26 protein-coding genes and 1 riboswitch are annotated in these 24,877 nt (G+C 58.4%); of the genes, 16 read left to right on the top strand and 10 right to left on the bottom strand.

Annotation, left to right across the window (positions count from 1 at the left end):
• Positions 1-15: 15 nt before the first annotated feature.
• On the bottom strand, positions 16-1,293 hold the full coding sequence (locus tag AC1ME2_RS08535) for a uracil-xanthine permease family protein (protein ID WP_480440418.1): 1,278 nt from the start codon (positions 1,291-1,293) through the stop codon (positions 16-18).
• Positions 1,293-1,931, bottom strand: coding sequence for a uracil phosphoribosyltransferase (gene upp, locus AC1ME2_RS08530; protein WP_480440417.1), 639 nt, complete (start codon positions 1,929-1,931; stop codon positions 1,293-1,295). The genes AC1ME2_RS08535 and upp overlap by 1 nt, the downstream gene beginning before the upstream one ends.
• Before the next feature lie 160 nt (positions 1,932-2,091).
• On the opposite strand from upp, the gene AC1ME2_RS08525 reads away from it, so the two are divergent.
• Entirely contained in the window at positions 2,092-2,649 is a 558-nt protein-coding gene (locus tag AC1ME2_RS08525; RefSeq protein WP_480440416.1) for a hypoxanthine-guanine phosphoribosyltransferase, read from the top strand.
• A gap of 2 nt (positions 2,650-2,651) precedes the next feature.
• Positions 2,652-3,125: a WbuC family cupin fold metalloprotein gene (locus AC1ME2_RS08520; RefSeq protein WP_480440414.1), complete on the top strand. Its 474-nt coding sequence runs from the start codon at positions 2,652-2,654 to the stop codon at positions 3,123-3,125.
• A 33-nt stretch (positions 3,126-3,158) separates the two neighbouring features.
• Here the strand turns inward: AC1ME2_RS08520 and dauA are convergent, their stop codons facing one another.
• Positions 3,159-4,886: a C4-dicarboxylic acid transporter DauA gene (gene dauA, locus AC1ME2_RS08515; RefSeq protein ID WP_480440413.1), complete on the bottom strand. Its 1,728-nt coding sequence runs from the start codon at positions 4,884-4,886 to the stop codon at positions 3,159-3,161.
• A gap of 175 nt (positions 4,887-5,061) precedes the next feature.
• On the opposite strand from dauA, the gene AC1ME2_RS08510 reads away from it, so the two are divergent.
• Together AC1ME2_RS08510 and AC1ME2_RS08505 are read left to right on the top strand one after the other, a co-directional pair.
• Complete coding sequence (locus AC1ME2_RS08510; RefSeq protein WP_480440411.1) at positions 5,062-5,568, top strand: hypothetical protein; 507 nt, start codon at positions 5,062-5,064, stop codon at positions 5,566-5,568.
• Between the two features lie 66 nt (positions 5,569-5,634).
• Positions 5,635-5,922: a PA4642 family protein gene (locus tag AC1ME2_RS08505; protein ID WP_480440410.1), complete on the top strand. Its 288-nt coding sequence runs from the start codon at positions 5,635-5,637 to the stop codon at positions 5,920-5,922.
• A 71-nt stretch (positions 5,923-5,993) separates the two neighbouring features.
• On the opposite strand, the gene mqo is transcribed toward AC1ME2_RS08505, so the two are convergent.
• Positions 5,994-7,502, bottom strand: a complete 1,509-nt coding sequence (gene mqo / locus AC1ME2_RS08500) for a malate dehydrogenase (quinone) (protein WP_480440408.1) — start codon at positions 7,500-7,502, stop codon at positions 5,994-5,996.
• A 52-nt stretch (positions 7,503-7,554) separates the two neighbouring features.
• A complete protein-coding gene (locus tag AC1ME2_RS08495) occupies positions 7,555-7,695 on the bottom strand; it encodes a hypothetical protein (protein WP_480440407.1) in 141 nt (46 codons plus the stop codon).
• Between the two features lie 709 nt (positions 7,696-8,404).
• Between AC1ME2_RS08495 and AC1ME2_RS08490 the strand changes: the two genes are divergently transcribed.
• A complete protein-coding gene (locus AC1ME2_RS08490; protein ID WP_480440406.1) occupies positions 8,405-8,989 on the top strand; it encodes a YajG family lipoprotein in 585 nt (194 codons plus the stop codon).
• 88 nt (positions 8,990-9,077) lie between these two features.
• On the opposite strand, the gene AC1ME2_RS08485 is transcribed toward AC1ME2_RS08490, so the two are convergent.
• Together AC1ME2_RS08485 and AC1ME2_RS08480 are read right to left on the bottom strand one after the other, a co-directional pair.
• Positions 9,078-9,284, bottom strand: coding sequence for a hypothetical protein (locus tag AC1ME2_RS08485; protein ID WP_480440404.1), 207 nt, complete (start codon positions 9,282-9,284; stop codon positions 9,078-9,080).
• Between the two features lie 187 nt (positions 9,285-9,471).
• Positions 9,472-10,638, bottom strand: a complete 1,167-nt coding sequence (locus tag AC1ME2_RS08480; RefSeq protein WP_480442056.1) for a 1-acyl-sn-glycerol-3-phosphate acyltransferase — start codon at positions 10,636-10,638, stop codon at positions 9,472-9,474.
• A gap of 121 nt (positions 10,639-10,759) precedes the next feature.
• On the opposite strand from AC1ME2_RS08480, the gene AC1ME2_RS08475 reads away from it, so the two are divergent.
• From AC1ME2_RS08475 to AC1ME2_RS08465, 3 genes are all read left to right on the top strand, one after another.
• On the top strand, positions 10,760-10,942 hold the full coding sequence (locus AC1ME2_RS08475; RefSeq protein WP_480440403.1) for a CPXCG motif-containing cysteine-rich protein: 183 nt from the start codon (positions 10,760-10,762) through the stop codon (positions 10,940-10,942).
• Positions 10,942-11,202, top strand: coding sequence for a putative signal transducing protein (locus tag AC1ME2_RS08470; protein WP_480442054.1), 261 nt, complete (start codon positions 10,942-10,944; stop codon positions 11,200-11,202). Before AC1ME2_RS08475 ends, AC1ME2_RS08470 begins: the two co-directional genes overlap by 1 nt.
• Before the next feature lie 87 nt (positions 11,203-11,289).
• The gene (locus AC1ME2_RS08465) at positions 11,290-11,910 is read left to right on the top strand and encodes an SOS response-associated peptidase (RefSeq protein ID WP_480440401.1); all 621 of its coding nucleotides are present in this window, start codon (positions 11,290-11,292) and stop codon (positions 11,908-11,910) included.
• 292 nt (positions 11,911-12,202) lie between these two features.
• On the opposite strand, the gene AC1ME2_RS08460 is transcribed toward AC1ME2_RS08465, so the two are convergent.
• From AC1ME2_RS08460 to AC1ME2_RS08450, 3 genes are all read right to left on the bottom strand, one after another.
• Entirely contained in the window at positions 12,203-12,787 is a 585-nt protein-coding gene (locus tag AC1ME2_RS08460) for a TMEM165/GDT1 family protein (protein ID WP_480440400.1), read from the bottom strand.
• A 71-nt stretch (positions 12,788-12,858) separates the two neighbouring features.
• Positions 12,859-12,996: riboswitch (yybP-ykoY riboswitch) on the bottom strand.
• Positions 12,997-13,029: 33 nt separating this feature from the next.
• A complete protein-coding gene (locus AC1ME2_RS08455) occupies positions 13,030-14,034 on the bottom strand; it encodes a class I SAM-dependent methyltransferase (protein ID WP_219063517.1) in 1,005 nt (334 codons plus the stop codon).
• Between the two features lie 39 nt (positions 14,035-14,073).
• The gene (locus tag AC1ME2_RS08450; protein WP_480440399.1) at positions 14,074-15,039 is read right to left on the bottom strand and encodes a 2-hydroxyacid dehydrogenase; all 966 of its coding nucleotides are present in this window, start codon (positions 15,037-15,039) and stop codon (positions 14,074-14,076) included.
• Between the two features lie 291 nt (positions 15,040-15,330).
• Here AC1ME2_RS08450 and AC1ME2_RS08445 point away from each other — a divergent pair, with 291 nt between their 5' ends.
• From AC1ME2_RS08445 to AC1ME2_RS08410, 8 genes are all read left to right on the top strand, one after another.
• The gene (locus tag AC1ME2_RS08445) at positions 15,331-16,497 is read left to right on the top strand and encodes an AMP-binding protein (protein WP_480440398.1); all 1,167 of its coding nucleotides are present in this window, start codon (positions 15,331-15,333) and stop codon (positions 16,495-16,497) included.
• A gap of 14 nt (positions 16,498-16,511) precedes the next feature.
• Entirely contained in the window at positions 16,512-17,303 is a 792-nt protein-coding gene (locus AC1ME2_RS08440) for an ABC transporter ATP-binding protein (protein ID WP_480440396.1), read from the top strand.
• Positions 17,304-17,377: 74 nt separating this feature from the next.
• Entirely contained in the window at positions 17,378-18,259 is an 882-nt protein-coding gene (locus AC1ME2_RS08435; RefSeq protein WP_480440394.1) for a branched-chain amino acid ABC transporter permease, read from the top strand.
• 11 nt (positions 18,260-18,270) lie between these two features.
• A complete protein-coding gene (locus AC1ME2_RS08430; RefSeq protein WP_480440393.1) occupies positions 18,271-19,338 on the top strand; it encodes a branched-chain amino acid ABC transporter permease in 1,068 nt (355 codons plus the stop codon).
• Between the two features lie 80 nt (positions 19,339-19,418).
• Positions 19,419-20,744: an ABC transporter substrate-binding protein gene (locus AC1ME2_RS08425; protein ID WP_480440391.1), complete on the top strand. Its 1,326-nt coding sequence runs from the start codon at positions 19,419-19,421 to the stop codon at positions 20,742-20,744.
• A gap of 59 nt (positions 20,745-20,803) precedes the next feature.
• Entirely contained in the window at positions 20,804-21,568 is a 765-nt protein-coding gene (locus AC1ME2_RS08420) for an ABC transporter ATP-binding protein (RefSeq protein WP_480440389.1), read from the top strand.
• A 159-nt stretch (positions 21,569-21,727) separates the two neighbouring features.
• Entirely contained in the window at positions 21,728-22,357 is a 630-nt protein-coding gene (locus AC1ME2_RS08415) for a LysE family translocator (RefSeq protein WP_480440387.1), read from the top strand.
• Between the two features lie 598 nt (positions 22,358-22,955).
• Complete coding sequence (locus AC1ME2_RS08410) at positions 22,956-24,638, top strand: fatty acid--CoA ligase (protein ID WP_480440386.1); 1,683 nt, start codon at positions 22,956-22,958, stop codon at positions 24,636-24,638.
• The last annotated feature ends 239 nt before the right edge of the window (positions 24,639-24,877 follow it).

The following is a 24,877-nucleotide window of genomic DNA, read 5'->3' as shown; positions in this document are numbered from 1 at the left end:
GAACGAAACAAAAAACTAAAGCATCTCTTCCAGCTTTTTCTTGTGCTTCCAGCTGTCATTGCCTGGCAGTAGCAGGTTCAGCGCAATCGCGACCACGGCACACAGGGCAATGCCCTTGAGGCCGAAATCGTTCGGGCCGGAGCCAGTGCCGATCAATACCCCGCCAATACCAAACACCAGCGTCACCGACACAATCACCAGATTGCGCGCTTCGGCGAGGTCGACTTTGTGCCGAATCATGGTGTTCAACCCCACCGCCGCGATCGAGCCGAACAGCAGGCAGAGAATCCCGCCCATCACCGGAATCGGGATACTTTGCAGCAACGCACCGAACTTGCCGATGAAGGCCAGGCTGATGGCGAAAATCGCCGCCCAGGTCATGATCTTCGGGTTGTAGTTCTTGGTCAGCATCACCGCGCCCGTGACTTCGGCGTAGGTGGTGTTGGGTGGTCCGCCAAACAGGCCGGCTGCCGTGGTCGCAATACCATCACCGAGCAGGGTGCGATGCAGGCCCGGCGTTTTCAGGTAGTCGCGTCCGGTCACGCTGCCGACCGCAATCACCCCACCGATATGCTCGATGGCCGGGGCCAGCGCGACGGGAACGATGAACAGAATCGCCTGCCAGTTGAATTCCGGTGCGGTGAAGTGCGGCAGTGCCAACCAAGGGGCGGCGGCAATTTTTGCGGTATCGACAACGCCGAAGTAGAACGCCAACGCAAAGCCGACCAGTACTCCGGAAATGATCGGGACCAGACGGAAAATGCCTTTGCCAAACACCGCGACAATCACCGTGGTCAGCAACGCGGGCATTGAGATCAACATCGCGGTGCGATAAGGAATGAGTTCCGCGCCATCGCCGCCTTTGCCCATGGCCATGTTCGCGGCAATCGGCGCCATTGCCAGACCGATCGAGATGATCACTGGACCGATCACCACCGGCGGCAACAGACGGTCGATAAAACCGATGCCTTTGACCTTCACCGCAAGCCCGAGGAACGTGTAGACGAAGCCCGCCGCCATCACCCCGCCCATGGTCGCCGCCAGGCCGAACTGACCCTTGGCGAGAATGATCGGCGTGATGAAAGCAAAGCTTGATGCCAGGAATACCGGGACCTGACGCCGGGTGACGATCTGGAACAGCAGCGTGCCAAACCCGGCGGTGAATAGCGCGACATTGGGGTCAAGCCCGGTGATCAGCGGCATCAAGACCAATGCGCCGAAGGCCACGAACAGCATCTGTGCGCCCGACAGAATCGTACGCCAGAGTGGATCGTTGAACTCATCCGGCCTCATCAGGCGTCCTTCTGCTTGGTGCCGAATATTTTGTCGCCGGCATCGCCTAGGCCTGGAATGATGTAGCCGTGTTCGTTCAGGCACTGATCAATGGACGCTGTGTAGATCATCACGTCAGGGTGCGCTTTTTCCACCGCCGCAATGCCTTCGGGCGCAGCGACCAGGACCATGGCGCGGATTTCCTTACAGCCGGCTTTTTTCAGCAGGTTGATAGCCGCGATCATAGAGCTGCCGGTTGCCAGCATCGGGTCGATGATCATCGCCAGACGCTCATTGATTTCCGGGACCAGCTTTTCCAGGTAGGTATGCGCTTGCAGGGTTTCTTCATTGCGGGCCAGGCCCACGGCGCTGACCTTGGCGCCTGGAATCAGGCTGAGTACACCGTCGAGCATACCAATGCCTGCGCGCAGGATCGGCACCACGGTAATTTTCTTGCCCGCGATTTTCTCGACCTGCACGGTGCCGGCCCAACCCTGGATTTCGTAGCTTTCCAGGGGCAGGTCTTTGGTCGCCTCGTAGGTGAGCAAGGCACCGACTTCCTGAGCAAGCTCGCGGAAGTTCTTCGTGCTAATGTCAGCCCGGCGCATAAGGCCGAGTTTGTGGCGGATCAGCGGATGGCGGATCTCACGAATAGGCATAAGGAAAGCTCCGGCGTAGGAAAAAAACGGCCTAGGTTAATCTATTCCAAATGTTACTGTCTTAGAACATCCGGAACGTTAGTTCACAAATGCTTGCCCTGACCGAAGCGGATGCGTACCTTTGCCCGCTTTTCTTCCACCGCACCCCTTGGAGAGCGCTATGTCTGCTGATCTCGAGCATATCCGTCAAATCATGCGCGAGGCTGACTGCCTTTACACAGAAGCTGAAGTCGAAGTGGCCATCGCCCGTGTCGGTGCGCAGATCAACGCCCAACTGGCTGACAGTAATCCGGTGGTGTTCTGCGTGATGAACGGCGGCCTGATCTTCTCTGGCAAGCTGTTGACCCATCTGAATTTCCCGCTGGAAGCGTCCTACCTGCACGCTACCCGCTACCGCAACGAGACCACCGGCGGCGACCTGTTCTGGAAAGCCAAGCCAGAAGTCTCGTTCATCGACCGGGACGTGTTGATCATCGATGACATCCTCGATGAAGGTCATACCCTTGGCGCGATCGTGGACTTCTGCAAGCACGCGGGTGCCCGCGCCGTACACACCGCCGTGCTGATCGACAAGGAACACGACCGCAAGGCTCGTGCGGACCTGAAAGCCGATTTCGTCGGCCTGCCGTGCATCGACCGCTACGTCTTCGGTTACGGCATGGATTACAAAGGTTACTGGCGCAACGCGGCCGGCATTTATGCGGTTAAAGGGATGTAATCATGAGCGGTCCGCGTTTTCTCGATCAGTCGCTGTTTGTCGACCTCGCTGAGAAAGCTGCGAAAAATCCGCGTGGCCGGCAGCACCACACCTTCCACCAGATGGAAGAGTCGTGCCATCGTTTGGCGGTGGGTATGCAGCCCGGCACTTACGTCCCGCCACATCGCCACCTGAGTGCCGACAAGGCCGAATGCCTGTTGGTGCTCAAGGGTGCGCTGGGCCTGTTGGTGTTCGATGAAAACGGCCACGTGTTGAGCAAGCGGCTGATGCAGGCGGGCGGCGATTGCCTGGGTGTGGACCTGCCACCAGGCGTGTTTCATGGCCTGGTGGTACTGGCGCCGGACACCCTGATGTTCGAATGCAAATCCGGGCCCTATCACCCGCTCAGCGAAGTCGAATGTGCTCATTGGGCGCCGCGTGAAGGCGAGACGGGAGTGGCTGAGTATCACGCCTGGATGTGCGCGCAGTTCGATTAACTGCAGCGTGTCGGGTACACACAGACACACGACCTATTGCACATCATCCTGACCCAGCCAGCGCAATGCTTTTACCCGCGCTTGATGCAGATCACGCACGTAAGCCAGTTGTCCTTCGATCCGGTGCACGCCTGCCCGGCGCAATTTAAAACGCACCCTCGGCGTGGTCCCGACCAGTATCATGCCGACCCCGGCACGCTGGTATTCACGCAAAACGCTGTCCAGCGCCGCCAGTGCGGTCATGTCGAGCATCGGCACTGCGCTCATCTCCACCACGACCACCTTGACCCCCGAGCTGAACTTACGCAGCACACTGAGGGCTTTTTCCGCTGCGCCGAAGAACAACGGCCCACGAATCGCATAGCTCTGCACCTGTTCGGGCATGTCTTGCAACGCTTGGTGGTAGCTGCGCGGCAGTTCGGCGGTGTCCGTCAGGTCGCTCATGCGTTTGATAAATAGCCCTGCCGCCATGAGTAGCCCGACGCCCACCGCCAGCACCATGTCGAACAGCACGGTCAGGCTCAGGCAGGTCAACAACACCCAGACATCACTGCGTGGCGCGATGCGCAGGGTGTGGAGGACGTGGGGAGCTTCGGCCATGTTCCAGGCCACCATCACCAGCAAGGCTGCCATCGCCGCCATGGGCAAGTAGCTGAACAGCGGCGCCATCAGGACAATGGCGATCAGCACCACGCCGCTGTGAATGATCGCCGCCACGGGTGAAAACGCGCCGGCACGGATGTTGGCCGCGCTGCGGGCGATGGCCGCTGTGGCGGTGATCCCGCCGAACAAGGGGCCAACCAGATTGCCCAGACCCTGGCCGATCAATTCGGCATTGGGGTCGTGTTTACTGCCCGTCATGCCGTCGGCGACCACCGCGCACAGCAGTGACTCCATGGCGCCGAGCATCGCAATGGCGAACGCCGGGGCCATCAGTTGGCGGATCAGATCATAGGATAGGGTCAGCGGCTGTCCGTCGGCGGCGGGCAGGTTCCACGGCCAGGTGAAGGTCGGCAGGAACGGCGGGATGCCGGCATGGCTGACGCCCTCCACGCTATAGCTGAAGCGTTCGCCAAGGGTTGCGACCGACCAGCCCGCTGCTTCCATCAGCAGTCCCAGCAGCGCACCCACAGCCAGCGCCACCAGATGTCCGGGGACTTTAGGCACCCAGCGTGGCCAGATGATCAGCACTGCCAGGCACACCGCCCCCACCACCGCATCGCCCAAATGAGCGCTGGGCAGCGATTGGAGCAATACGCCTACTTGCTCGACATAGTGCTGCGGCTGGCTGGTGAGGCTCAGGCCGAGCAAGTCCTTGAGCTGCAAGGTGGCGATCACAATCCCGATCCCGGCGGTAAAGCCCAGGGTGACCGGGTAGGGAATGTACTGAATCAGCCGACCTGCGCGCATCAGGCCAAGTGTGATCAGGATCACCCCGGCGAGCATCGTGCACAACAACAGGCCACCCACTCCGTACTGTTGGGTGATGGGCAGCAAGATCACCACGAAGGCGGCGGTCGGTCCGCTGACGTTGAACCGCGAGCCCCCGGTCAAGGCAATCAGCGGGGCGGCCACCAGCACGGTATACAGCCCATATTGCGGCGCGACCCCCACGGCAATGGCCAGGGCCATCGCCAGAGGAATGGCAATGACTCCTACCGTCAAGCCGGCGCTGAGGTCGCCGCGCAATGCGGCCCAGGAGTAACCGGCACGCCAGGTTTGGCGCCAGGCAGAAAAAACGGGCGGGAGTGAGAAAGACATGGCAACTCCAACAGTGAGCGCACAGTTCCGCTCGATTGATTCGTTGTTTTTATCGTGTAGCAGCTAATGGTGTAGGCAGGCCCTAACCCAGTATGGACTCGGTATCGGCCGTGCGTCTTGATCCGTATCATCGAACCTCATGCTAGAGTGCTCGCCAGCTTTTTGGGGAGTCAACATGACCTTATTCATTCGTAGCGCAGCAGCGTTGATGCTGTTAGTCAGTCTGCCGCTGGCTGCCGCGCCGAGCCGGGGCACTGCCACATCGACACCCATGCATGCGCAATACTTGCCGCCTGACGATCTGGCTGTGCGCGAGGGTAATCCCGAGCAGCAACAATTGCTGCAAATCACTGAATACTCAGTGGTGGTCGGCAGCCAGCGCCAATCCAATCAGCAGCCGATACCGGTGACCTCACCGTTGTTGTTGCGCTTGAAAGGCAAACCCATGAACAAGGGCGCTACCATATCCGAGGTGCTGATTCACTTCGACGGTGAAAGCAAAAGCCTGAAAAAGCCGACCTTCGATGGTCAGACCCTGACCCTGACCCTGTATTACCCGATGACTCAGTACCGGGTAGTGCTCGACCTGTTACGTAACGAGAAGGTGTATTGCCAGTTCTTGAGTTACGCCAACGGGCATGTCTGGGCTGATCTGCACACCATGGCCGTACACGCGCGTTGAGCGTCGAGGTGCGCGAGGGGTAAACTGCCTGCCCGTGAAATATCCGCAAGTCAGTTGGAGTCAGCAATGCGTAAAGATAAGAAGCAGTTGATCGGTGATGAGATCGGCGATGCGCAGATCAAGTTGTTCCTCGACTTTGAACCGGTCGACGCCACTTCACCGTCGCTGCACAAGTTGATCAAGGCGTACCGAGGCCTGCGGATCAATGATTTCGAGCGTTTTCTGGTGTTCTTCCTCGACGCCGGGTACGACCTGAATGGCAAAGATGAGCACGGCAAGGATTTCATTGCGCTCGTTGCCGATCAGCGTCATGCCGATGAGTACATTGAGCTGATCGAAAAAGCTCGCGGCTGAGACTGATAAGTCAGGCCAAAAAAAACGCCCCGAAGGGCGTTTTTTTATGAGCGGTAGAAAAGGGCATGACCTCAAGCGAAGCTTTCGGTCTCGCTGGTGTTCTCTACCAACCCCAGGCTTTCACTGGTTTCGGTGTCGATGCGCTGATATAACTGCGCGTCGGTTTCCAGAGCTTTTTCCCGAGCCGGGAAGATTTCGTTGAGCTTGGCGGTCCATTCGTTGCGAGCCTTGTCCGGGAAGCAGCGTTCGATCAAATCCAGCATGATCGACACCGTTACCGATGCACCAGGAGACGCGCCGAGCAGGGCGGCCAGAGAACCGTCCTTGGCCGAAACCAGTTCGGTACCAAATTGCAGGATGCCGCCTTTTTTCGGGTCTTTCTTGATGATCTGCACGCGCTGACCAGCCACTTCCAGACGCCAGTCTTCAGCCTTGGCTTCAGGGTAGAAGCGACGCAACGATGCAAGACGTTGCTCCATCGACTGCATCACTTCACTGACCAGGTATTTGGTCAGGTCCATGTTGTCGCGGGCCACGGCCAGCATCGGGCCGATGTTGGCGGCGCGAACCGACAGAGGCAGGTCCATGAACGAGCCGTGCTTGAGGAACTTGGTGGTGAAACCGGCATACGGGCCGAACAACAGGGAGGTCTGGCCGTCGACGACGCGGGTGTCCAGGTGCGGCACTGACATCGGCGGTGAACCCACGGCGGCCTGGCTGTAAACCTTGGCCTGGTGATGCTTGACCACTTCCGGGTTGTCGCAGCGCAGCCATTGGCCACTGACCGGGAAACCACCGAAACCCTTGCTTTCTTCGATGCCTGACATCTGCAACAACGGCAGCGCCGCGCCGCCTGCGCCAAGGAACACAAATCGGGCGTCGACTTCGCGGGTATTGCCGGTGTTGACGTCCTTGATACTGACGCTCCAACCCTGACCCTTGCGGGTCAGACCTGTGACGCGTTTGCAGTATTTGACCTGGGCACCCTGGGAGTTGGACAGGTGCTTGAGCAACTGATTGGTCAGCGCGCCGAAGTTGACGTCGGTACCTTTCATCACCCGGGTGGCAGCGATTGGCTCATCGGCAGGCCGCCCCGGCATCATCAAAGGCATCCACTCGGCCAGTTTGGCCTTGTCTTCGGTGTATTCCATGGCCGCAAAAGCATGATGCTTGTGCATGGCTTCAAACCGGTGCTTCAGGAACGAGACGCCTGCCTCACCCTGAACGTAGCTCAGGTGCGGTACCGGGGTGATAAATGACTTCGATGAGCCGAATGTGCCTTTCTTGGTCATATAGGACCAGAACTGCTTCGAGACCTCGAACTGGGTGTTGATGTGTACCGCTTTTTTGATGTCGATGGAGCCGTCGGCCGCTTGCGGCGTGTAGTTCAGCTCACATAGCCCGGCGTGGCCGGTACCGGCGTTGTTCCACGGGTTTGAGCTCTCCGCGGCACCAGAATCCATCAGCTCAACGACTTCCAACGTTAGGTTGGGGTCGAGCTCTTTGAGCAGTACTGCCAGGGTGGCACTCATGATGCCTGCCCCAACCAATACCACATCGACTGCTTCGTTATGCGCCATTAACGCGTCTCCAAAATCTGCAGCACCAAATTGACGGCATACGATCCTGAGGTCAGCTGCCAAGTGTTTGCGGGGCGTGTATCCAAAAGTGCCCCTGGTAACTCATGGCCAGGATCGCCATGTCCGATTCTTCGCAATTTTTTGCATCTTCAGCGGACACCGCCAATCGGGCTTTGAATTCGTATGAACTCATTTTCGGGCTCGGTTAGCAATTCGACTATCGTCAAGGTGTCCGGTTGTGCAACCAAATCCGTAGCGGACAGGCTTCAGACTCCAGTCATGGAGGCTGCGCAGCAGCAATCAGTCCTGTTCAAGGGGGCTGGGTCAGACGTTAATGGTGCATGTACAAACGCAAAACTATTCATTTGCTCGCCACACTCTTGTGAAGTAGTGAAACCCGTTTTTTTCACGCTCTTTTGAAGACGTGAACCTCAAAAAAGAACTGACGTAATGGCAGCTCTGGCAGATCGAATACAGGTAATAGTGGGATGCTGGAGGGCGAGAAAGGTTCGAAACGATTCGAGCTATTCGACACCGGACCGGCAAGCACTGATGCTTGAAAACGACCTGTGTGGGCGGCTCTCTGTGGGCGGTGCGGGGGAGCTAATACAGCGTATTAGCGATGCTGCGAGGCCCGATCAGGAGACGTCCTTATAATCGGGGCAAGATTATAGCGATGAAACGTGCGGAATTGATCTTATTAACTGACTTTTATTAGCCCTTCAGTCGATTCGTGAGGCGTCGACGGTAGCTGCGGGGCGCGACACCCCGGTGACGCCCTTGTGACAGGGTCGTGGCATCAGGAACGGTATCCCATGGTGGGTCCTATTTTCAGCTAGTGAGCGGGCCGTGGGCACCGCTATACTCCCTTTATTATTGTGTCTGGCCCTGGAGAGATGAGCATGTTGCATCGCCTGTTGTTCGGTTTGCTTGCTGTAGGCAGTTTGACCCTGGTCGGCTGTGCCAACAGCCCGCAACAACTTAGCCCGCAACCCAAACTCACCAGCCAACTCGCTGCGGTGGGTCACGGTCAGCCGGTCGTGGTTCGCGTCGTCGATGGTCGTCCATCGCCAACCCTGGGAACCCGTGGTGGTCTGTACCCGGAAACCAGCGCCATCAGTGTCCAGGGTTCCGACCTGCTGCCCAAGTTGCAGGCTCAGGCCGAGGCCGCGGTACGTCTGTTGGGTTTTACCCCAACCTCAAACAGTGGCAACGCGCCGCAGTTGACCGTGACGCTGTCTGACCTGAAGTACCAATCGCCCAAAGAAGGTTTGTACGTGACCGAAGCGACCATCAGCTCGACGTTCCGTGCTGACGTGCAAAACAACGGCCGCAGCTACAGTGGTCGTTATGCGGCCTCGCTTAACCAGCACTTCGGTATGGTGCCGAACGAGGAAACCAACACCAAACTGGTCAGTGATGTGCTCAGCGATGCGCTGACCCGGATGTTCCAGGATCAAACGATTGGCCAAATGCTGGGCCAGTAATACCGCCTGTTAACTGCAACCAAAAAAACCGGTTTCTTTAGCGAGAAACCGGTTTTTTTGTGGAGATCCGGTCAGTACGGAGTGGCTGTCAGGCAGCTTCGTGGTAGAAATCCAGAAAGCTCAGGCCCGTCTGCTGATCCAGGTCTGGCAGGTCGTGGTGTTGATGCCCACCCAGCGCGCAGTAGACCAGCCAATGGCGGTCTTGCACGTTGAAGGACAGTGCATCGATCAGTGCTTCCTGTTCGTCGCTCTGGGCGATCAGATACAGCCGATCCTGGTTCTGGGCATGCAGCATGAAGAGGTCTCTTTAGGTGTCGAGGTGCAACACAATGGCGGGTACAGGTTACGTTAAGGTGACCGTGGCCAAATGAGTCGGCAGATAGATCGTCATTCATCCCGCGCCAGAGGACTGCCCCCCGATGCCTGGAAAAAGGGCAAAAAAAATGGCGCCTGATGAGGCGCCATTTTTTTGAACCGAATGCTTAAAGTGTCAGGCCAGCCTTGACCCGATACTGATTGCGCACCGGCATTGCGTATTGCAACACCAGATACGGACGGTGTTCGACAGGGCAGCCTTCCAGACGGCGCTGCCATTCTTCCTTGGCGCGGGCCAGTTCGTCGTTGGCAGGGAACACCTCGGCGGCAGTGGGCACTTTTAGCGTCGGATCGGCATCCGTCCATTGTGCATACGCCAGATAATGCGCAGGAAACAGGCGATAACCCCCGAGAATCTGCCGGTCCATCTCAATGGCCAACTGCTTGGTGTCTTCGAACACCCCGCTGATCGGCGTCGCGAAATTCACATGCACCCGACCTTTATAGCCGGTGATGCCCAGTGCAATGCTGACATCATCCTCGCCTGGCACCTTGGTGTAGCTGCCGGTGGTGGCGCGGATATACAGCTCGCGGGCCTTGGCGTGATCGCAAGGGTCGTATTCGTAGCTGATCGATACTGGCGTCAGGTTCAGCGATTTGATCACGTCGGCGAACGGCTCGTCCTTGCGGCTCATGTGGAACATCTTGAGAATTGCCGACTCGGTGCGGTCGTCGCCATCTTTGGCGCGACCTTCAGCCTGGGCGATCCAGATCGATTGGCAGTCGTCGTGAATCGAATGATTGATATAGGCCGACAGTTGCAGGTACGCCGCCATCTTTTCCCTGCGCCCGATGATGGAACGGTGCACGATGAAGCACTTGTTCAGGCGCATCAGGTCGCTGACGAAGGGCTTCTGCAGCAGGTTGTCGCCGATGGCGATGCGCGGCGTTGGCAGGCCCGCGTGATACACCGCATAGTTGATGAAGGCCGGGTCCATCGCGATGTCGCGGTGGTTGGCCAGGAACAGGTAGGCCCTGCCGGACTTGAACTGCTCGACACCGGTGTAGGTCACACCGTCGGTAGCCCGCTCGATGGTGTGATCGATGTAAACCTCGACTTTGTCCTGCAATGTGGCCACCGAATGGACCTCGGCGAACTCGCGACGCAGGCGATGAGCTATAAGAGGCCGGAGCATCCAGCCAAATGCACTGGCCATACGAGGGAAGCGAAAGTGCGTGAGGGTTTCAAGAAGTGCCTTGTCGCCGAGCAGCCGTGCAATTACGGCAGGGACTTCGGCGTCGTCGTAGGGTCGGATGGCATCGAATTCGCCCATCATGCTCTCTTGTTGGAAACGGCTAGGGTAAAGGCAGGCCTGTCTGAAAAGTGCGTTCAGAACAAAAAGCCAAGCTTCAAATAGACCGCGATTATACGCATAACTGACCTCGGAGGCCGCGATGCAGGAAATACAGCGCTATGACTGCCCTTACTGTGGCGAATCGGTTGAAGCTGTACTGGATTTGTCCGGCGGCGATCAGTGCTATATCGAGGATTGCCCGGTGTGCTGCCGACCGATAGTGTTCGATCTGCAGACAGATGGCCAAGAGTGGACCCTGGACGTGCGCAGCGAGAATGAATGATGCAGAGAATCTACGAGCCGGAAAATTTGATGGAGGGCGAGTTGCTGCAAGGCATGCTCGCCAGCGAGGGCGTCGAAGCCCACTTGACCGGCCGTGATTTGCTCGGCGGCGTAGGTGAACTGCCGGTTTTCGGCCTGTTGGGGCTGACGGTGGACAATGATCAGGCCGAACAGGCACGGCTGCTGATCGCCGCGTACAATGCAGCGCTGCCGCTGTCGGGCGATGAGCCTGACAATTATCCCGACGTACTGGTGTGCTGAAGTGCGTTTGGCCCTGTTTTCAAAAAACCTGCATTAAAGCCTGTGTTTTGAAGAGGGACTTTTCAAAAAAGAGAGTGTGTTGCCCTCATGTGTGGACGTTATGCCCTGTTTCGCTGGACGCCCGCGTTTGCGGGCTTACCCGGTTTTCCGGCTGACCAAAAAGCGCAATGGAATATCTCGCCGGGTGACTCAGTGCTGATGTTGCGTGGCGGGGATGCTTCGCGCGAACTGGCACGTGCGCGCTGGGGCCTGACACCGCCGTGGCTGACCGACCTTTCCCGAACGCCTGCCCACGCCCGCGCCGAAACCCTGGCCGAACAACCGATGTTTCGCCAGGCTTTCCGGCTGCGTCGCTGCCTGTTGCCGGCCAACGGTTTTTACGAATGGCGCGGCACCACGCATAAACGACCGTTCTGGCTGACGCCGGGGGAGGGCTCGGCGCTGTTTTTCGCCGCTATCTGGGAGGCTTATCCGGTAGAAGGCCACACGTACCTGAGTGTCGCCGTTGTGACCCAGGCGGCAGCCAGTCAGCGGCGCCCGCTGATCCTGGACGCGGAAGGTCAGGAAGCCTGGTTGGCCGCTGATACGCCAACACCCACTCTGCAAGCACTGCTCGCCAGCCCCCAGACGGCACTGCGCGAGCGCGCGCTGGCCAACCTGGTGAACGATCCGAAGCTCAATGCCCCGGAATGCCTGACGCCGCTTTGAACGAAAAAAGCTTTGCAGGCAGGTCTGCTCCCATCAAACAACGCGTAACTAACTGAAATAAATTGATTATTTGTAGGAGCGCGCTTGCCCGCGATAAAGCCCGAAGGGCTTTCCTGCGACATCGGCGCCAACCCATTTGCGACTGCTTCGGTCGGAGGCGACCCCGGGCCGATCGCGGGCAAGCGCGCTCCTACCTGAAACTTGTTTGCTGCGCGACAGCGCGGCGTCGAAGACGCGGCGAGGGCTCCCACAGTGATCCGGTCTCACCCCTCCCCGATCTTGAAGACGTTACTTAAACCCAGCCACTCACTTGCATTGCCTTGTACACCGCGACGATGGCCAGGACGAAAAACGCACAGGCCGCCAAGCGACGAATCAAGGTGAGCGGGAGTTTGTCAGCCGCGAAATTGCCTGCCAGCACCACGGGAACGTTAGCGATCAGCATGCCCAGTGTGGTGCCAAGAATTACCAGCCACAGGTAGGAATACTGGGCGGCGAGCATCACGGTGGCGATTTGGGTCTTGTCGCCGATTTCAGCGATGAAGAACGTAATCAATGTGGTCACAAACGGCCCGAACTTGCGTGTGGTGCTGGCTTCGTCGTCATCCATCTTGTCCGGCACCAAGGTCCACAGCGCGGTGGCGGTAAAGCTGGCGGCCAGAATCCAATGCAGGGTGGCGTTCGAGAAGAAACTCCCGAACCAGGCCCCGACGGCACCTGCGGCGGCGTGGTTAGCCAGCGTAGCCGCGACGATACCGGCGATGATCGGCCAGGGTTTGCGGAAGCGCGCAGCGAGAATCAGGGCGAGGAGTTGGGTCTTGTCACCGATTTCGGCCAAGGCAACAACAGCGGTGGGGACCAGCAGGGATTCCAACATCAGGTTTTTCCTAAGGGGCGGGTCGACACGGCTATGACACGTACAGCCTTCCCGCCCCGGGTAAGGTGTTCGTGTCATAGGTCTTGTCAAACCACCGATCCGACTGAGCGGATCTGGGTCGCACGCACCATGGTCTGTTGACCAAGTATGTTGATACGTGCCGGACGAGCATGGCGCTCGTGGGAGACTACTCCCCTAGGACGGAGCGGATTTTGCCTACGCTGAAAGCATTCGGCAAGCGCTTATTTTTTTTCGCGTTTGGCGCGATAGACACGAAAGCCTTGTCCTTGGGCCTTGACTGCGCACACACCCAGATGCTCTTCGATCAGTGGCTGATAGCGTAGGAACGCATTGGCAACCAGTCGTAGTTCGCCGCCGTTTTTCAGATGTTGGCGTGCTTTTCGCAGTAAGTTCTCTGTCGCCAGGTAGTCGGTATGCACCCCGACATGGAACGGAGGGTTGCTCAAAATAGTGCTCAAACCCATGGGCGCAGCGTCGATGCCGTCTCCGGTCAACACTTCACCTTCCAGGCCATTGGCGGCCAGGGTCAGGCGACTGCTGGCCGTGGCAAAGGCATCGACATCCAGCAGCGTGACATTGTTATGCGGGTAGCGACGCTTGACCGCAGCCCCCAACACCCCGGCGCCACACCCGAAATCGAGCACCTCGCCACTCGGCAGTTTGTCCAGATGTTGCAGGAGCAATGCCGAACCACGATCCAGTCGGCCATGGCTGAAGACGCCGGGCAGGCTGACCACAGTAAGTGGGCCATCTTCCAGATCGACTTCATAGCGTTGGGCCATGCTTTCCAGGGTCACCGCCTGCGGAGCGTTCTCGACAGTCACCAGCCAAAGCTGGCAGTGGCGAGCGCTGTCGACTTTGCGGGGCTTGCCGAAGGGGCTCAGTTGTTTGGCTGCCGCTTCGATGCCGCTGCGTTTTTCGCCGACCAGGTACAACTCACGTCCGGCCAGGCGCGATGCCAGGGCGTTCAATACGTAATCGGTCAGGTCGCGGGCTTTGGGCACAAACAGCACGGCTGTTTCGAACGCCTGCTCCGGCACATTGACCCCAAAGTGGCAGCGGCCTTCGAAACGCGCGTCCAGCACCGCTTGATCGCCGGCATGCCAGCACCAACCGTGGGCGTTCGGCAATTTCCCGAGCAGATCGTCGGCAGGCAGCCCGGCCAGGAGCACGGAGCCCTGAAACAATTCGGCCTGACGGAGTAACACTTCACTGCGCGGGTCCATCTTTGGCTCCTGAAAAGTGGCGAAGTCTAACAGAGCTTGTCAGCTCACGACCCGTCGCGGTGTACCGGCGAAAAATGCCTGAGCGTTTTCGCTGAGTTGGCCGACGATCCGCTGCCGGGCTTCGCGACTGCCCCAGGCGCTGTGCGGGGTGACGATCAAGCGTGGAACGTCACCGGCCAACAGTGGATTGCCGTTCACGGGCGGCTCGACGGTCAGCACATCCGTCGCTGCCCCACCCAGATGGCCGTTGCGCAAGGCATCGGCGAGCGCTTGTTCATTGATCAGGCCGCCACGCGCGGTGTTGATCACAAAGGCATGGGGTTTGAGCAGGCTGAGTTCATAGGCGCCAATCATGTCGCGGGTGTGTTCGTTGAGCGGACAGTGCAGGGTCAATGCGTCGACTTGTGGCAGCAGCTCTTGCAGCGACACACGGTCAGGGCGGTCAGGGCGGCCGGGTATCTGCCCCAGCAACACGCGCATGCCAAAGGCTTCGGCCAGCTTCGCAACTGCGCCGCCGAGTTCGCCATAACCCAGCATGCCAAGGGTTTTGCCTTCAAGCTCGACGATGGGGAAATCCAGCAGACAGAACTGTTTGGCTTGCTGCCAGCGGCCATGCTGCACGGCGCTTTGATAATCCGGCAGGCGGGTGGCCAGCGCGAGCAGCAGCATCAGCGTGTGTTGCGCCACGGAGGGGGTGCCGTAACCCTGGCAGTTGCTGACCACAACCCCGTGTTCACGGGCCGCAACCAGGTCGACGTTGTTGGTGCCCGTGGCGGAAACCAGCACCAGCTTCAAATCGGGACATGCCGCGAACGTGCTGGCATCGATCATGATCTTGTTGGTAATCGCCACCTGTGCGCCCTGCAGGCGCTCGATCACCTGTTGCGGCGTGCTGGTGGTGTGCAACTGCAAATCACTGAAGTGCTCACGCAGCTCGCTGAGGTCAAGATCACCCAGGTCCAGAGACGTATGGTCGAGGAAAACTGCTCTGTGATGATTGCTCATGGGATGAGGGGCCTTATCAAAAATATAAGTGCAGCCTGAAATGGCTGGAGGCACTGGAAAGGTATCAATTTCTGGTATCTGGCGCGACCGTCTCAGTGGCCGTGCCGTATTCGGTGGGCCGCGCAACTGTTCAGCCACAAACAGTCGCGCAACAGCTTGTTCGGTGAGGAACAGGCCCTAATCGTTGATTTGTCGTCCAACTCATTGTTTTTAATGGATATTATGTTTTGGCACGGTTGCTGCTCTATCGCTGTGGAAGGTGCCGAGTCGGCACGTAGGCGGAGAAAGGCAATGTCTGAGTTTGCGGAGAATCGGGAGGCGGCTCCCACCACGCTCCCCGAGTGGCTGTTGTTGCAAGCCGGGCAGCAGGCAACGGGCATTGCATTGCGTCATAAGCATTTGGGTGTGTGGCAGGTGCGCAGTTGGTCTCAGGTCGTCACGCAGGTGCTCAGTCTTGCCACGGCATTGCACCTACGCGGTTTTACGCCGGGCGCGACGCTGACCATCCTCAGTCGACCCCGTCCTGAAGCATTGCTGGCGACTTTGGCTGCTCAGTGGCTCGGCGGAGTGGCTGCGTTGCTCGACCCACTGGATGCGGCATCAGAGCAAACGGCGCTGCTGGAGCAGCTGCAACCCGACTTTATCTTTGCCGAAGGGCTCGAAGAGCTTCAGCGGGTAGATGCCGCGCACCTGGCCCCGCAACTGGTATTTTATGCCGACGGACGCACGGTCGCAGGGAGCTTCGACGGGCAGGGCAGTTGGATCGCCTACGCAAGCCTGGTGGCGCAAGCGCCCAATCTTGAATTACCGGTTCGAGGGCATGCCCAGCACACGGCCTTTGCTTTTTATCGGCGCGGTGAGAGCGGCATCCTTGAGCAGCAGCGAATCAGCCATGCCGAACTGCTGAATGAAGGTCGGCATCTGGTGGACGTCCAGCAGTTGGGTGTTCATGAGGAAGCGTTGGCTGCCAGGGCGTTCGCCGCAGGCGGGCAAGCGCGCTATTTGCTGGCCCCCTGGCTGATTGCGGGCTTTCGGTTGAATTTTCCGGAGAGCCTGGCCACTCGGGATAACGATCGCCGCGAGTTGGGTCCGACCCTGGTGGCCGGGACCCGCGAAACCTATGGCCGACTACATGCTCAGGTATTGACGCGCTTGCCGCCAGTCGGCGGTTGGCATCGGTCTCTGGTGGAGTGGGCGCTGGCCAGCAGGCCGGGGTTTGTCCGCCGGGTGTTGGGTGACGGGTTGATCCGCAGACCGCTGCGCGATGTCCTTGGCTTTAGCCGTACGCACGCAGCACTGCTGGTGGGTGAAGCGTTACCGGAAAACACCAAAGCATTCTTTACGCTGTTGGGTATCGACATCCGCAGCTGGCCAGACCCTGGTCAATGGCAACCCCGGCCGCGTGCTTCAGCAGAGCGGGTCGATGGATGGATTAATGACGGCTCGCAATTAGCCTGATCAGGAGCACGACGATGTCTCAGGCTACTCACGCAATACGACCGCCCTTGCTGGAACTGGAACATATTTCGCTGTCGTTCAAGGGTGTCAAAGCCATCACCGACATCAGCTTCGCCGTTGCACCCGGTGAGATCTGTGCCTTGATCGGCCCCAATGGTGCCGGCAAAAGTTCGCTGCTCAATGTCATCAACGGGGTTTATCAGGCACAGGAAGGGCGGATCAGTTTCAACGGTGAAGTTCACCGTCGCATGCGCCCGCACGCCGCAGCACAACGAGGCATTGCCCGGACGTTTCAGAACATCGCGCTGTTCAAGGGGATGAGCGTTCTCGACAACGTGTTGTGCGGTCGCAATCTCAAACGCCGCAGCACCTGGGTGGAGCAAGCACTGCGTCTGGGACGCGCGGCGGCTGAAGACGACCGCCAGCGGGAAGCCGCCGAGCGCGTGATCGAGTTTCTGCGGATCCATGCGTGGCGTGACGCAATAGTGGGCAAGCTGCCTTACGGCTTGCAGAAGCGTGTGGAACTGGGCCGTGCATTGGCCGCTGAGCCCACGCTTCTGCTGTTGGACGAGCCAATGGCCGGAATGAACGCCGATGAGAAGCAGGAGATGAGCCGCTTCATCGTCGACATCAATCGGGAGTTTGGCACCACCGTGGTCCTGATTGAGCACGACATCGGTGTCGTGATGGGCCTCTCGGACCATGTGGTGGTTTTGGACTACGGCAGCAAAATCGGCGATGGCACCCCTGAGGCCGTGCGCCGTGATCCCAAGGTAATCGCCGCGTATCTCGGCACCCGACACTGATACCCACGCGTGAATCGGCCCCTCGAATTGTCCGGGGCGCAGGTCAGCGTATGCCGAACAACAGGTGATTGAGCATGGAATTCTTCTTCGAAGTACTGATCGGGGGACTGCTGGCAGGGGTGATGTACTCGCTGGTGGCCATCGGTTTCGTCCTGATCTACAAGGCCTCGGGCGTGTTCAATTTCGCCCAGGGCGCCATGGTACTGTTCGCTGCGCTGACCTTTGTCAGCCTGGTTGAGCGCGGCATTCCGTTTTGGCTGGCGTTTGTTATTTGCCTGGCGGTCATGGTGGTGCTGGCGCTGTTGGTCGAGCGGATCGTGTTGCGGCCTTTGGTCAATCGCCCGCCGATCATTCTGTTCATGGCCACGTTGGGTCTGTCTTACGTCATCGAAGGCTTCGCCCAGGCACTCTGGGGCGCCCAAGTGCACGGCCTGGAGTTGGGTATTAGCGACGAGCCTCTGGAAATCAAAGGCATGTTGCTGTCGCAGTTCGACCTGTTCGCCTCCGCTACCGCGGCTCTTTTGGTGGTGGTGCTCTCAGTCATGTTCAACAAAACACGTGTTGGCTTGTCGCTGCGTGCAGTGGCTGATGATCCGCTGGCGGCCTTGGCAGTGGGGGTGAAACTGCCGCGTATCTGGGCATTGGTCTGGTCAGTGTCCGGGTTTGTCGGGCTGGTTGCCGGACTGCTGTGGGGCGCGCGCCTGGGGGTCCAGTTCTCGCTCTCCCTGATCGTTCTCAAAGCGTTGCCGGTGTTGATCATTGGCGGCTTCTCATCCATCAGCGGCGCAATCATCGGCGGCCTGATCATTGGCGCGTCGGAGAAATTGGCGGAAGTGTACCTGGGCCCCTTCATCGGGGGCGGCCTCGAGAACTGGTTTCCCTACGTGCTGGCCTTGCTGTTCTTGCTGGTACGGCCAGCCGGACTGTTTGGCGAACGTGCCATCGAGCGGGTTTAAGGAGAACGCATATGTTCTATAAAGAAGCCGGCCAGTTCAGCACGACCTATGCCGCAGACCGTCGTGTGTTTCGTCTTAGACAGGACCGTTATGGGCTGGTCCTGCTATTGGCCTTTGCATTTATCGGTGTGCCCTTTATCGGCAACGACTATTGGTTCAGTGCCATCCTCATTCCATTCCTCGTGCTGTCGCTGGCCGGGCTGGGCCTCAATCTATTGACGGGCTATGCCGGCCAGTTATCGCTGGGGTCAGCGGCCTTTATGGCTGTCGGTGCATTCGCCACTTACAATTTTGAACTGCGCGTATCGGGTCTGCCGTTGCTGGTCAGCATTGCGCTGGGCGGTGTCACCGCCGCACTGATCGCGGTCGTGTTTGGATTGCCCAGTTTGCGGATCAAGGGTTTTTACCTGCTGGTGTCGACCCTGGCGGCACAGTTTTTTGTGGAATGGGTGCTCACCAAATTCGACTGGTTTTCCAATAACAGCGCGTCCGGGGTCATCACTGCGCCACCCCTGAATATTTTGGGTATCGATTTCAGTGCGCCGGCCGGTCGTTATCTGCTGACCCTGGGCATCGTGGTCGCGATGTTCTGGTTGGGTAAAAACCTGGCGCGCAGTGAGCTGGGGCGCAACTGGATGGCCGTCCGGGACATGGACACTGCGGCAGCGGTGATCGGTATTCCGATCCTCAAGAGCAAATTGCTGGCCTTCGCCATCAGCGGGTTTTTCCTGGGTGTCGCCGGTTCGCTGTGGGCGTTTACCTACTTGGGGACGGTGGAGCCCCACGGCTTTGATTTGAGCCGGTCTTTCCAGATCTTGTTCATCATCATTATCGGCGGTCTGGGCAGCATCCTCGGCAATCTGCTGGGGGCTGCCTTTATCGTCCTGTTCCCGGTGCTGCTCTCCAACCTTGCCAGCTTGCTACCGGTGGGCCTGATCGATTCCGGGCAGTTGGAAAATGCTCAGAAAATGATTTTTGGCGCGCTGATCATCGTCTTTCTCATCAAAGAACCCGAGGGGCTGGCGCGCCTCTGGCAACGATTTCGCGAGCGCGCACGGCTTTGGCCGCTGCGCTACTGAGTGAACCCCAGCGTGACCGGACGCCCGTCCATCTCACCCTTTAAAACACTGATCGCCCCGATTCGATAAGGATAATACCGATGCTAAAACGCACCTTCGTCAGAAGCCTTGCCCTGGCACTGAGCCTGACGGCAACAGCCTTGACTGCGCACGCCGACAACGAGCAGTACTTCCCCTTGCAAAGCTATCGGGTCGGCCCTTATGCGGCCGGTGGCACTGGCTTTTTTGGCGGGTTCATCGACTACATGCAGTACGTCAATGCCAACGGCGGCGTAAACGGGGTCAAGCTGACCTGGAGTGAGTGCGAGACCGAGTATGTGGTTGAGAAGGGCGTTGAGTGCTATGAGCGTCTGAAAAAAGGGCTCAACGGTGCGCCCGCTGCGGCCACCAACCCGTTGTCGGTGGGGATCGCCTATGCGACGCTGGAACGCTCCACCGCAGACAAGTTGCCATTGATCACCATCAACCACGGCCGTACCGATTCCACCGACGGCAGTGTCTTTCCCTACGTTTTTCCGCTGCAACTGAACCCGTATTCCGAAGTGTCGGCCATCATCAACTACATCGGCCAGCAAGCCGGTGGGTTGGATAAACTCAAGGGCAAGAAGATTGTCACCCTCTACCACGGCTCGCCCTACGGTAAGGAAACCAATGAGGTGCTGAAGACCCTGGCCGACAAATACGGCTTCGAGCTGACCCTGTCTGAAGTCCCGCACCCAGGTAACGAGCAGCAGTCGCAGTGGCTGAACATTCGTCGGATCAAGCCTGACTGGGTGATCCTGCGTGGTTGGGGGGTGATGAACCCTGTCGCGCTGAAAACCGCACAGAAGGTCGGTTACCCGGCAGACCACATTATCGGCAACATCTGGAGTAACTCTGAAGAGGACGCAGCACCGGCGGGCGCTGCGGCCAAAGGCTTTATTGCCATTACCACTCACCCGTCAGGCACTGACTTTCCGGTGCTGCAAGGCATCATAAAATCAGTGCTGGATGTAGGAAAAGGCAACCTGGAAGACTCGAAACGGTTTGGCACGGTGTACTACAACCTCGGCGTGGTAAACGGCATCCTCAACGTTGAGGCGATACGCATCGCTCAGGAAAAATACGGCAAAAAACCACTGACGGGTGAACAGGTCCGCTGGGGGTTCGAGCACCTGAATCTTGACGAAGCACGACTCAAGGCGCTGGGTGCCCAGGGCCTGGTGCAGCCGTTGAAACTGTCCTGCTCTGATCATGAGGGCGGTGGTGCTGTGCGCTTTCAGCAATGGGACGGAAAGAAGTGGAACCTGATCAGTGATTGGGTGCAGGCCGACCGTGCGCTGTTGCGGCCGATTATCGAAGCCTCTTCGCATAAATACGCGCAAGAAAAAGGCATTACGCCACGCGATTGCAGCAAGGAGTCTTAAGCCGTCTATGGCCGAAGAGGGCAGCATGCTCTTCGGCCTCGTCACTTCTGGAGAGCGTCATGGCCGCTGCACCCATCTTGCAAATCGACAACATTGAAGTCCTCTACGAAAAAGCAATTCTTGCCGTCCGCGGGGTGTCGCTGAAGGTGCCCGACGGTGAAATCGTGGTCCTGCTCGGTGCCAATGGTGCGGGCAAGAGCACCACACTCAAAGCTGCCTCGAATTTGATCAGTGCCGAACGCGGAGAGGTGGTTAAAGGGCAAATCCTCTATCGCGGGCAGGACATCACCCGCAGCTCGACCAGCCATTTAGTGGCCAATGGTCTGGCGCAAGTGCTTGAAGGCAGGCATTGCTTCGCGCACTTGACCGTGGAAGAGAATCTGCTGATTGGCGCGTTCGTGCGCAAACCTTCGCGGCAGGCATTGAAGGCCAACCTCGAACGCATTTACGCGTACTTCCCGCGACTCAAAGAACGGCGCAAAAGCCTGACCGGCTACACCTCAGGTGGTGAGCAGCAAATGGTCGCCATCGGCCGCGCGCTCATGGCGGAACCGCGCCTGGTATTACTGGATGAGCCTTCGATGGGGCTTGCGCCCCAGATTGTCGAAGAGATTTTCGAGATCGTCGATCAGCTCAATCGCCGCGACGGCGTGAGTTTTTTGATCGCCGAACAAAATATCAACGTCGCTTTGCGCTACGCCCAGTACGCCTATGTGCTGGAAAGTGGTCAGGTGGTGAGTGAGGGGCCGGCGCAAATGCTGGCTCAGCGTGATGATATTCACGATTTTTATCTTGGCGGACGGGGTGCTGCCGTTAATAGCTAGATCGGCCTGGGGGGGGGCGGCCAACACCCAGAAGCTGCGGCGCAAATGATGTGTGCGGGTATTCCATCACTGAACTGTACCTTTTGCGCTGTTGGACGAAGGCGTAATGTGAACCGCACTGATAGCGTTCATTGCCCACACACCGGATACGGAGGCCCCATGTACTGGACTGAATTTCTGACTGTTGCCCTGATACACCTGCTTGCTGTCGCCAGCCCCGGCCCGGACTTCGCCGTGGTCGTGCGCGAAAGCGTGACCCACGGCCGCAAGGCGGGCACCTGGACCGCGATGGGCGTCGGCACTGCGATCTTTGTGCACGTGGGGTATTCGTTACTGGGCATCGGCCTGATCGTGTCGCAGTCGATTGTGCTGTTCAACGCCCTCAAATGGGCGGCCGCTGCGTATTTGCTGTACATCGGCATCAAGGCGCTGCGCGCCAAACCGGCCAGCGCCACCGATGCGCTGGTCAATCTGCCCGTGGGCGAACGCACCGCACGTGGCGCCTTCACCAGCGGTTTCGTGACCAACGGCCTCAACCCCAAGGCGACGTTGTTCTTCCTGTCGTTATTCACCGTTGTCATCAACCCGCACACCCCGTTGATCGTGCAGGCCAGTTATGGCGTGTACCTGGCAGTCGCGACAGGTGTCTGGTTCTGTCTGGTGGCGCGGTTGTTCAGTCAGGAGCGCGTACGTACGGCCTTTGCGCGGATGGGCCATTGGTTCGATCGGGCGATGGGCGCGGTGTTGGTTGCGCTGGGCGTGAAACTGGCCTTTACCTCGATTAATTGATTTCAGCGTCGTTTGCGGCGTTCTGCTCTCATCAAGCTGATTTTTAATCCTTTAAAAACAATGTGTTGGCGCAGTGCATTGGGTGTATATCCGGCATGTGTGGTTGCTGGAATTATGGTTTCGCTCTTACAGCGAGGAACCTTTTTCAGGCGCCAAAAAGGTCCCGCCAAAAGGCTTGCCCCTCCATGCGGATCCTCGCTTAGGCTCGGACTTCCCTCGCTCCGGCGTTGCTCCGGGGGTCGCCGCAAGGGGCCGTCCCTGGCCCCGTGCGGCTTACTCGGCATCCTTGCCTCGTTACCCCCTGCGCAACGCCTGCGCTCGGCCTCCTGGAAAAGGGGCCTTGCCGTAATTCGATACTCAATTCACACAGCACTTTAGAAACCAATCAAGATCCCGGTGGGAGCGAATTTATTCGCGAAGGCGTCTTTTCTGACACGCCACCATCGACCACGACACACCAATCGCAATCCCGCTTGATGGCTCAACGCCTGCATTCCAGCTCGCCCAAAAATCATCCCTTTGGCTGATTTAGCTGGCGAGCAAGGTCTCTAAAGTGCATATTTTTAGCCAAGACCGTGCACTCAGAAAAGGGATTCCTATGTTGCAGACTCGCGTTATTCCGCCAGCTGACGGCGCCTACCAATACCCGCTGTTGATCAAGCGGCTATTGATGTCGGGCAGCCGTTATGAAAAAACTCGCGAGATCGTCTACCGGGACAAACTGCGTTACAGCTATCCAACCCTCAATGAGCGTATTGCCCGTCTGGCCAACGTGTTGACCGCTGCCGGGGTCAAAGCCGGGGATACGGTGGCGGTGATGGATTGGGACAGCCATCGTTATCTGGAGTGCATGTTCGCGATCCCGATGATTGGCGCGGTGATCCACACCATCAACGTTCGTCTGTCACCAGACCAGATTCTCTACACCATGAACCACGCCGAAGATAAGTTCGTGCTGGTCAACAGCGAGTTCGTGGGGCTCTACCAGGCCATTGCCGGGCAACTGACTACGGTCGAGAAAACCATCCTGTTGACCGATGCCCCAGAAAAGACGGCCGATTTGCCCAATCTGATTGGCGAATACGAGGACATGCTGGCGGCCGCGAGCACCCAGTATGAATTTGAGGACTTCGACGAGAACTCGGTGGCCACTACCTTTTACACCACGGGCACCACGGGTAACCCCAAAGGCGTGTACTTCTCCCATCGGCAATTGGTGCTGCACACCATGGGGGTGGCGACGATCATGGGCTGTATCGACAGCGTGCGGTTGCTCGGCACCAATGACGTGTACATGCCCATCACCCCGATGTTCCATGTGCATGCCTGGGGTGTGCCTTATGCCGCGACCATGCTCGGGCTCAAACAGGTCTATCCCGGTCGTTACGACCCGGAGTTGTTGGTTGAGCTGTGGCGCAAGGAAAAGGTCACGTTCTCCCATTGTGTGCCGACCATCCTGCAGATGGTGCTCAACGCCAAAGCAGCCCAGGACATGGACTTCTCCGGTTGGAAGATCATCATCGGCGGCAGCTCACTCAACCGTGCAACCTATGACGCGGCCAAAGCCAAAGGCATTCAACTGACTGCGGCTTACGGTATGTCTGAAACCTGTCCGCTGATATCCGTCGCGCATTTGAATGACGAGATGCTGGCTGGCAGCGACGACGAACGCATCACCTACCGCATCAAAGCCGGTGTGCCAGGTGTTCTGGTGGACGCAGCGATCATCGACCTGGACGGAAACTTTCTGCCAGCGGATGGAGAGTCTCAGGGCGAATTGGTGCTGCGCGCGCCATGGCTGACTGAAGGCTATTTCCGCGAGCCGGAAAAAGGCGCTGAGCTATGGGCCGGTGGCTGGTTGCACACTGGGGATGTGGCGACTCTGGACAGCATGGGGGTGATCGATATTCGAGACCGGATCAAGGACGTAATCAAGACAGGTGGCGAATGGGTGTCCTCATTGGCACTTGAAGACTTGGTCAGTCGCCACCCGGCGGTACGTGAAGTAGCAGTCGTCGGTATCGTCGATCCGCAATGGGGTGAACGGCCTTTCGCGTTGTTGGTCATACACGAAGGGCACGACATTGGCGCCAAGGAGCTGAAGGAACATTTGAAGCCGTTTGTCGAACTGGGACACATAAATAAATGGGCGATTCCAAGTCAGATCGCCATTGTTACTGAAATTCCCAAGACCAGCGTTGGCAAGCTCGACAAGAAGCGTATCCGCCTGGATATCATCGAGTGGCAAAAGACTAACAGCACCTTCCTCTCGACACTCTGAGTGCCTCTTGCCGTGCTCGCTGAGCACGGCAAGCCCCCAAGCAAGCGCTTGCCTTGCCAAATTCTGAAATTACGCCATTCTCCCGGTGCCCGTTTTGACTGGTCGGTCGAAATAGCCGTGCCAGAGGGTTTGACGCTGCAAATCACACTTTAGAGGGATCAAGCTGTCCTACCTGCTGGCTATAGTTGGCGCGGGGTCTTGGAACGAGCAGCTTATAACGCCACCTCGTATCGCAGCCT

The sequence above is a fragment of the Pseudomonas sp. ASL9 genome (genome assembly GCF_056680335.1).
The sequence above is the reverse complement of the archived record's forward strand: the minus strand, read 5'-3'. Positions and strand labels throughout refer to the sequence as shown.